Raw genomic sequence first — 8,874 nt, 5'->3', positions numbered from 1 at the left:
CAGACCGCCAACGGCGCCCGACAACTCCCCCACAGAGTCGGCGGTCGGAAAATCATCCAGCCCCCGGAGCGCCCACCCCCGGAACCGCCCCCGGCGTCACCCACCCTCCCGAGAGCCCACCCCCACACCCCAGCCCCGCGCAGCGGAACCCCCGGCGCGCCGCCCCCAGCCCTCCCACCCGGGCGGGATGATGGCGGCGTTTGTGAGTCCGCGGTGAGGAGTGGGTGCGGTGGCTGGTGTGGGCCCGGGGCGGGAGGTTCCCGTGGTGCTGTCGGTGCTGGGGCGGCCGCCGACGGGGCGGCCGCCCGGGGTGTTGGCGGCCTGTGACGGGTCGGACGCTTCGCTGTGGGCGCTGGACCGGGCGATGACGGAGGCGGAGCTGTTCGGGCTGCCGCTGTACGTGCTGGCCGTGGTGAACCCGGCGCCGGCCGGGTACCCGCCGGGGATGGCGGAGCTGGTGCAGGAGAGCGTGGAGACGCTGGTCGAGAGCATGGCGGACGGGCTGCGCCGGGCGGTGGCGACGGTGCTGCGGCAGCGGGTCCGGCCGTACGGGGGCGAGCTGTCGCTGCACGTGGTGCTGGGCAATGTGATCGAGGTGCTGCTGGAGGCGTCGACCCGGCAGCACACGCTGGTGGTCGGGACCAGGGGCAACGGGGGGTTCGCCCGGTTGCTGCTGGGCTCGGTGAGTTCGGCGGCGGTGCACCACGCGGCCTGCCCGGTCCTGGTGGTCCCGGCTCCTGCGGAAGGCTGACCAGCGGTTCCGGCGAGGTTGTCGGGAATGTGCCGAGATGGTTCATCGTTCACCTATCTCGTACACCCGCCACGAGACACCCCTGGAGCCCCCCGAACATGAAGGTCGAGATCTGGTCCGACATCGCCTGCCCCTGGTGCTACATCGGTAAGCGCCGCTTCGAGGAGGCCCTGGCGGACTTCCCCGGCAAGGAGGCGGTCGAGGTCGTCTACCGCCCGTACCAGCTGGTCCCGGACGCACCGGCGACGGCGAGCCCGCACCGCGCCTGGCTGGCCGAGCGCTACGGCCCGCAGTCCGTCGCGATGGACGCGCGGGTGGCCGAGCTGGGCCTGGCCGAGGGCATCACGTACGACTTCGACGCCGCCCTGCACGCCAACACCTTCCTGGGCCACCGCCTGCTGCACCTCGCCGAGGCCGAGTACGGTGCCGAGGCGCAGGGCCGGCTCAAGGAGGCGCTGCTGAAGGCGCACTTCACCGACGGCGTGGACGTCGGCGACCGCGCCGCGCTGGCCGACGTGGCGGTGGCGGCGGGCCTGGACCGCGAGCGGGTGACGGCCTACCTGGCGGGCGACGAGGGCACGGCCGAGGTCCGGGCCCAGCTGGCCGAGGCCCGCGAGCTGGGCATCACCGCCGTGCCGACCTTCGTGTTCGAGGGCAAGTGGGCGGTCCAGGGCGGGCAGGAGGCCGAGACCTTCCGCAAGGTGCTGGAGCAGGTCGCCGCCGAGACCGGTGAGCGCCGTCCGGCGCCGGTGCCGGTCGCCCCGGCCGGCGAGGCCTGCGCGGACGGTTCCTGCGCCATCTGACGACCTCCCGACGCAGAAGGGCCCGGGGCCCGTTCCAGGCATCAGCCGGAACGGGCCCCGGGCCCTTCTGCACATCCCCGTGCACCCGTGCACCCGTGCACCCGTGCACCCGTGCACCCGTGCACCCGTGCACCCGTGCACCCGTGCACCCGTGCACCCGCGCACCCGCGCACCCGCGCACCCGCGCATCCCTGACCGGGCGGTCAGGTGCACCGGAACCGGGCCTGCGCCCAGTCCGCGACGTTCAGCGCCGACCAGATCCCGTTGGCCGGAGTGACCACCAGCCGGATCGACGTCTGCCCGGCCAGCGGCACATGCACCGGCAGCGCGTCGTCCCCGGCCGCGAGGGCCCGGGAGCGCCACAGGGTGCTGCCGTCGCCCGCCTGGACGGTGAAGACCACCCCGCCGGGGCTGAGCGTGGCGTCGTCCACTCCGGCGACCGCGTCGAAGGACGTGCAGCTGCGGTTGAGGTCGATCAGCGTGGTGGCCGGCGCGTGCACGGTGATGGCGTGCCGGTGGTACTCGCCGCCGATCCAGCCGCCGTCGCGCTGCCGGAACCGGTCGCTGCCCCTCTGCCGGATGCTCGGCCCCTCGGGTGGGACCCGGTTGTGCCCGGGCTTGACCACGGGCAGCGAGTCGCCCCAGAAGTCGCTGGGCGCGGGCGGCTTGGGCGGGGTGACGGTCGGCTCCGGTACCGGCGGGAGGGTCGGCGTCGGGACGACGGGCACCTCGGGAGTCGGTAGCGGCGGGACAGTCGGGGTGGGGACGACGGGCGGCTCGGTGGCGGCCGCGGGTGGCTCGGTCCGCGGTGCCCGGGTGGCCACCGGGGCCCGGCTCGGCTTGGCGCTGGGCTTCGGGGCGGGGCTGGGGGCGGCACTCGGGCTGGCCGCGGGCGGTGCCGGGGCGGGCGGCGCCGGCGCCGGGGCGGCACTGCTGGGCGCCGGTGCGGGCGGCGCCGGGACGGGGGCCACCGGGGCGGCGGCCACCGGCGCGGTGGTGGCCGGGGGAGCGGCGACCGGGGGCTTCGGCTCGGGTGAGCCGGCCAGCGCGTACGCGGCCACGGCGGCCGCCGCGACCGCCGCGGCGGCGGCGATCCCGGCCTTGGCGGCGGTGCCGAGGCCCTCGCCGGCCATGGCCCCCGCGCCGCCCCCGCCACCGCCGGAGGCACCCGCGGCACCAGCGGTGCCCGCGGCCCCCGCCGCTGAACCCGCCGACCCCGCCGTGGCCGCCGCCGTCCCCGCCGCGGCCGCGCCGCCGACGGCGGCACCGCCCACGGCCGCGGCGGCGGCGGCGCTGAACCCGCCGACCCCCACCCAGACCAGCACGCCGCCGGGCAGCAGCGCGCGCAGGCCGGTGTTGATCTCGGTGAGCTCCAGGCAGGCGGCCGTGCAGCGGTCGCACTCCTTGAGGTGCCGCCCGACCTCGGCCGAGGCCCGCTTGCGCAGCGAACCGCGGGCGTATGCGCCGAGCCGGTTGGCGTAGGCCTCGCAGCTGCCGGCCTGGCTGCCGGAGACGTGCGCCTGGAGGAAGCCGGCGGCCAGCCGGTCGCGGGCGCGATGGGCCTGGACGGCGGTGGCATTGGCGGTCTTGCCGAGCATCACGGCGACGGTCTTGGGCGATTCCTGTTCGACTTCGGTGTGCCAGAGCACCACCCGGTCGTCCTCGGGCAGTTCGGCGTAGGCCCGCATGACCATGCGCTGGTCGGCCATCGCCATGGCCCAGGCGTCGGCGCCGGGGTCGGCCAGGTCGTAGTCGACCACGGCGGCCGAGGTCTGGGCGAACAGGCCGAAGTCGTCGACGAGTTGTTCGCGCCGTTCGCTGCGGGTCCAGGCGGCGGCGACGTTGCGCACGGCGGTCAGCAGGTAGGCGCGGACGGCGAACTCCGGCCCCTTGCCCGCCTTGAGCGCCTGGAGGGTGCGGGCGAAGACCTCGCCGGCGAGGTCCTCGGCGGTGAAGCTGTCCCGGCAGCAGGTACGGGCGTAGCGGCGTACCGAGTCGACGTGCCGGAGGTAGATCTCCTCGTACGCGGTGTCGTCGCCGGCCCGGACCCGGGCGGTCAACTCGGCGTCGGAGGGCGGGCGCTCGCCGTCGACCGGGTCGGCGGGGGCGGGGACGGTGGGCCGGGCGGGGCGGCCGTCGCCGACGAACGCCTCGGGGGCGACGCCACCGCGGCCCGCCGGGGCCTGGCCGGGCACCCGGCCCTGCGGCAGTGCGGCGGAGGAGGCGGACAGCGTCTCGCGGCCGGGCATCCCGGCCTGGTCGGGGACGTGCCCGGTGCCCGAACCGGCTGTGGAGCCCGGTACTTGGGCGGGGCCGGTGCCGCCGGGGCCCGCGGCGGACCCGTCGGCCGCACTACCGGAGAAGCCCCCGAAGTCGAGGCCGTACCCGTAGTCGTTCTGTTCCTCGGCGCTCACAACGGACCCCAGATTCCACGACAGCCCCCGTAGTGTGGCAGGGCGCGCGGGAGTGCGTAGGCGCACGGTTCCCCGACGTACGGCGCCGACGGCGCGCGAAGGGCGCGCATCGGGACATTGGCTCCAACCACGGGCAAAGGATGGCATAGCGCAGGGACGGGCGGTAGCCGGACCGGCCGGTACCCACTCTTCCGAGGGGTCGTCGCGCCGTGTTCGCCCAGCGTGCGGCGCGGGGTCGCACGGCGCCCGCACCCGGCGCGCGTGCCCTGCCGCGCGCCGGTGTCCCGCCCAACTCCCTTGCCCGTCGGGCGCGTCGACCGTGCCTGTATCGACGCGTCCGGAACCGCCGCCGTCCTCCGGGGCGGGCCGGGCCCGGGTCAGCGTGCCCGCAGACCGTCCAGGAGGAGCTGCAGCAGCCGGTCCGAGGGCCCCGGGGCCGGTTGACCGTCCGTCTGCGGACCGGTCGCCGTGAAGCCGGCCGCCGACGGCGCCGTGACCGAGGGCCGTGCCGCGTGCACCGGCACCGACGCGGTCAGCACCAGCACCACGTCCGACACCGTGACGCCCGGCCGCAGCTCGCCCGCCGCGCCGGCCCGCGCCACCAGGGCGGCCAACAGCTGCAGCAGCAGCCGCGGATCGGCGTCCGCCGCCGAGGGCTCGACCGGTGCCCCGGCCCGCGCCTCCTCGTCGCGCAGGTCGAAGCGGACGGCCGCCGGTGCCTGCGACACCCGCTGATCGGGCACCCGGCCCAGCTCCTCCGCGTACCGGAACGCCTCCGGCGGCAGCAGCCGCCCGGCCCCGGTGCCGACCGCCCGGGCCAGGTACCCGGCGAGCGCCTCCCAGGCGCCGTCGCCGCCGTACAGCGACTCCCGCGCCTGCGCGGTCAGCCAGGCCACCTCCTCGGCCGCGATCCGCTGGACCAGCACCTCCTTGCTCGGGAAGCGCCGGTAGACCGTGCCGACCCCGACCCCGGCCCGGCGGGCGACCTCCTCCATGGGAGCGCCGTAGCCGAATTCGCCGAACACCTCCCGGGCCGCGCGCAGCACGCTCTCCAGGTTCCGCCGGGCGTCGACCCGGAGCCGGGCCCCCGGGACCGGCGCCGTGGTCTGCGGCGGATCCGCCCGGTACGGGACGGCCGCGTACGCCATCCCGCCCTGCGGCAGGTCCACCGGTCCGCGCTGCTCCGGGACCATGCCCTGTCCGGCGTGCGGTACGCCCGCCCGCCCCAATACCTGCTTCTGTTCCATCATCCCAACTCTCCCCCGCAGGCGTCCGAAACCGGACCCTGTCGTCGCCCGCCCCTGCACCCCCCGGTGCAGCCCAGCCCGTCAGAAATGACCAGATGACCCATAGCTCGTGCCGCCCGTCGCGTTCCGGTGACCACGGTCGTGCCGCCGGGCCGCCTCGGCGTCCGGCTCGGCGCGTCGGCACCGTCCGGGGCCTCGTCCGGGAACTACCCTTCCCCGGATGACTCTTCCCCAGTCGGGTTCTCGCGCCAACGCTGGAACTGGCCGTAGTGGCCGCTCCACGGTGCGTCGCCGCCGATTGTCATGGCGGTGGCCGCTCCGGCACACAATCCGACCATAGTTCACGGCTCTTCGCGGCCGAAAGTGCGTCAGAAAGTCGCCAGGCAAGCACAACTGGCCACGTCCGTCACTCCAGTCGCAACCAGCCCCGTACGGACTGTGGACAAGACCACCTCCGCCGGTCCTTCATAGGGGGCGTGAGTGGGGGGACACCCCCGGCCGCGGGGCCGGGACGAGACGTCACACCGGCAGGAGGTGCACCATCAGGATCCTGATCGTCGGCGGCGGCTGCGCCGGGACGGCCACCGCGCTCCACCTCCAGCGGGGCCTGCGCGAGCGGTTGCGGCGCGGCGAGGTGGAGATCACCGTCGTCGAGCCCCGGGCCCACTCCACCTACCACCCGCTGCTGGCCGAGGTCGCGGCCGGCTCGATCGACCCGCGGCACGTGGTCGTCCCGCTGCGCCGGGTCCTGCCGGACTGCCGGGTGATCACCGCCCGGGTCACCCGGATCGAACACGCCGCCCGGCGCGCCCTGGCCGACGCCGCGGGCCCCGGCGAGCCCCCGGCACCGCTCGAACTCCCTTACGACGTCCTGGTGGTGGTCCCCGGATCGGTCGCCCGCACCGCCCCGGTGCCGGGCCTGGCCGAGCACGGGCTCGGCTTCTCCACCGTCGGCGAGGCGGTGCACCTGCGCAACCACGTGCTGGAGCAGCTCGACCTCGCCTCGGCCACCCGCGACCCGGCGCTGCGGCAGTCCGCACTCACCTTCGTCTTCGTGGGCGCCGGCTACGCGGGCGTCGGCGCGCTCGCCGAACTGGAGGACATGGCCCGCACCGCCGTGCGGAACTACCACAACGTCCGTGCCGAGGACCTGCGCTGGGTGCTGGTCGAGGCCGGCGACCGGATCCTCGCCGAGGAGTCGCCGGACCTCGCCGAGCACACCCTCGGCCAACTGCGCGAACGCGGCGTCGACATCCGGCTGCGCACCACCCTGGAGTCCGCCGCCGGCGGGGTCGCCGCGCTCTCCGACGGCAGCCGCTTCAGCGCCCGCACCCTGGTCTGGACGGCGGGCGTCCGACCCTCGCCGCTGCTGCGCGACACCGACCTGCCGCTGGACACCGAGGGCCGGGTCCGCTGCCTGGCCACCCTGCAGGCCGTCGGCCCGGACGGACGGGCCCTGCCCGGGGTGTGGGCGGCCGGCGACTGCGCCGCGGTGCCGGATCCGAACGCGGACGGCGCCCCGTGCGCGCCCAACGCCCAGCACGCCTTCGCCCAGGCCGAGCTGCTCGCCCGCAACATCGCGGTGGCGCTGGCCGGCGGGCCGCACGCGCCGGGGCTCGTCGGCTACCGGCCCGGTCCGGCCGTCTGCTCCACCTCGCTGGGCCCGCACCGGGCCGTCGCCCACACCCGGCGCGGCGGCCGGCTCACCGGACGGCGGGCGTGGTGGCTGCACCGGGCCCGGCACCTGCGGCGGCTGCCGAGCGCGGAGCGGCGGGTGCGGGTGCTGATGGACTGGGTGCTCGGCGGGGTGTTCTCCCGCGAGGCGGTCTCGCTGGGGGCGATGGAACACCCGCGTTCGGCCTTCGAGGACGGTTTCGATTCCGGGCCCGGGCGGCCGTCCGGATCCGGGCCGGAAGCTCCCCGATGAACGACCCGCCCGTCCGGGCTCCACGGCCGATCCGACGGCCACGCCGGGCGCGCGACTTCCGGAACCGGGCCTCCGCCTGACAGGATCAGCCCGAACTGGTCATTACCCCATGTGTTGCTGTGCACACAAAAAGTGATGATATGCCTGGAAAACGAGGAAGCGGCCGTCGTTTGAACCTCATGCGCTGGAGCGCCCGGCTCACCGGAGTCCCCTGGCGTGCCGCCCCACCCAACGGGGCCGGCACCGACGAGGGCATGCCCTCCACCGACGGCGTCGTCGTGCCCAGCCCCAGGGACCCCACCAGCCCCTCCGCCACCGCCGAGCTCCTCGACCCCCACAGACCCCAGAACCTGCGCGAGGTGCTCAACCGCATCCCCGCCCCGGTCGCGGTCACCTACGGCCCGCTCCACCAGCTCGGCTACGCCAACCGCGCCTACCGCGAACTCTTCGGCGAACGCCCCACCGGCCTGCCGGCGGGCGAGGCCCTCCCCGAACTCGGCACCATGGGCGTCCTGCCCCTGATGGACCAGGTCATCCGCGGCGGCCGCCCCCGCAGCGTCAAGGCCCGCTGCATCCTCGGCCTCACCGGCAACCGCTACTACAACGTCTCCTGCGTCCCGCTCGGCCCGGGCGACACCGGTGACACCCCCGCCGAGGGCCCGCCCACGGGCGTCCTGATCTTCGCCGCCGAAGTCACCGACCAGGTGCTCGCCGCCGCCCGCCTGCGCGAAGCCGAACGCCGCCAGCGCGAGGCCGCCGTCACCCTCCAGCGCAGCCTCCTCCCGCAGAAGCTCGACCAGCCCGCCGACCTGCGGGTCGCCGCCACCTACCAGCCGGGCGGAGCCGAGGCCGCAGTCGGCGGCGACTGGTACGACGTCATCGCCATCGACGGCGGCCGCACCGCACTCGTCATCGGCGACGTCATGGGGCGCGGCCTGCGGGCCGCCGCCGTGATGGGCCAGCTGCGCACCGCCGTACGCGCCTACGCCCGCCTCGACCTGCCCCCGCACGAGGTGATGCGCCTGCTCGACGGCCTCGCCATGGAGATCGACGCCAACCAGATCGCCACCTGCACCTACGCCGTCTGGGACCCGCAGCGCCGCACCCTCTCCTACGCCTCGGCCGGCCACCTCCCGATGCTGCTGCGCTGCCCCGACGGCACCATCCTGCGCAGCGAGGAACAGAACGGCCCCCCGCTCGGCACCGGCGACGGCCTGCACGTCTCCCACACCCTGCGCCTGCTCCCCGGCACCACCGGCGTCCTCTATACGGACGGACTGGTCGAGCGCCGCGACGAGGACATCGACCAGGGACTCGACCTGTTGGCCCGCACCCTCACCGGGGCGATCGGCGCGCCCGAGGTGATCTGCGCCCGGCTGCTCCGGGCGATGGGCGTGACCTCGGAGCACGACGACGACGTCGCCGTCCTGGCCTTCCAGCTGCCGGCCGACGAGGGAGCCGACGAGGGAGCCGACGCAGGCGTCGACGCGGGCGTCGACCAGGGCCCGGACGGAGGCACCGAGAATTCGCTTGCCGTGCTTGACTCGGCCACTCCAGAGGTCTAGTGTTCTTCGAGCTGCCTGTCATGGAGCACCGGACACGCGTCTGCGCGGACGGTCCCGCGGTAGCCAATCCCTTGAAACACCACTTCCGGTCCGTACCGGTCGTTTCGCTTTTTCGCGGCTCGGCTCGGTGCTTATTCGGCGTGCGCTTTTTATCGGATTGCGGCTGG

At 75.4% G+C, this 8,874-nt stretch carries 5 protein-coding genes and 1 pseudogene; 4 read left to right on the top strand and 2 right to left on the bottom strand.

Going from position 1 to position 8,874, the window contains the following annotated elements; all coding sequences use genetic code 11:
• Positions 1-229 precede the first annotated feature (229 nt).
• Together ABTY61_RS41450 and ABTY61_RS41445 are read left to right on the top strand one after the other, a co-directional pair.
• Positions 230-751 carry a universal stress protein gene (locus ABTY61_RS41450; protein WP_350510429.1) on the top strand — a complete coding sequence of 174 codons (522 nt, stop codon included), beginning with the start codon at positions 230-232 and terminating at the stop codon, positions 749-751.
• Positions 752-849: 98 nt separating this feature from the next.
• Positions 850-1,554, top strand: coding sequence for a DsbA family oxidoreductase (locus ABTY61_RS41445; RefSeq protein WP_350510428.1), 705 nt, complete (start codon positions 850-852; stop codon positions 1,552-1,554).
• Positions 1,555-1,757: 203 nt separating this feature from the next.
• On the opposite strand, the gene ABTY61_RS41440 is transcribed toward ABTY61_RS41445, so the two are convergent.
• Positions 1,758-3,968 (bottom strand): sigma-70 family RNA polymerase sigma factor, encoded by a 2,211-nt coding sequence (locus ABTY61_RS41440; RefSeq protein WP_350510427.1) that lies wholly within the window; start codon positions 3,966-3,968, stop codon positions 1,758-1,760.
• A 377-nt stretch (positions 3,969-4,345) separates the two neighbouring features.
• Positions 4,346-5,116: a TetR/AcrR family transcriptional regulator gene (locus tag ABTY61_RS41435; RefSeq protein ID WP_502895543.1), complete on the bottom strand. Its 771-nt coding sequence runs from the start codon at positions 5,114-5,116 to the stop codon at positions 4,346-4,348.
• Between the two features lie 640 nt (positions 5,117-5,756).
• Between ABTY61_RS41435 and ABTY61_RS41430 the strand changes: the two genes are divergently transcribed.
• Both ABTY61_RS41430 and ABTY61_RS41425 read left to right on the top strand, forming a co-directional pair.
• The gene (locus ABTY61_RS41430) at positions 5,757-7,142 is read left to right on the top strand and encodes an NAD(P)/FAD-dependent oxidoreductase (protein ID WP_350510430.1); all 1,386 of its coding nucleotides are present in this window, start codon (positions 5,757-5,759) and stop codon (positions 7,140-7,142) included.
• Positions 7,143-7,312: 170 nt separating this feature from the next.
• A pseudogene (locus tag ABTY61_RS41425) lies at positions 7,313-8,605 on the top strand (SpoIIE family protein phosphatase); the annotation flags it as partial.
• Between the last annotated feature and the right edge of the window lie 269 nt (positions 8,606-8,874).

The organism is Kitasatospora sp. NPDC096128, from assembly GCF_040303105.1.
GTDB lineage: Bacteria > Actinomycetota > Actinomycetes > Streptomycetales > Streptomycetaceae > Kitasatospora.
Note: the sequence above shows the minus strand (reverse complement) of the source record. Positions and strands in the feature narration are given on the sequence as shown.

Excerpts from the sequence above, each read along its gene's own strand:
- ABTY61_RS41445 (WP_350510428.1), top strand. The coding sequence starts at position 850 with ATGAAGGTCGAGATCTGGTCCGACATCGCCTGCCCCTGGTGCTACATC.
- ABTY61_RS41435 (WP_502895543.1), bottom strand. The coding sequence starts at position 5,116 with ATGGCGTACGCGGCCGTCCCGTACCGGGCGGATCCGCCGCAGACCACG.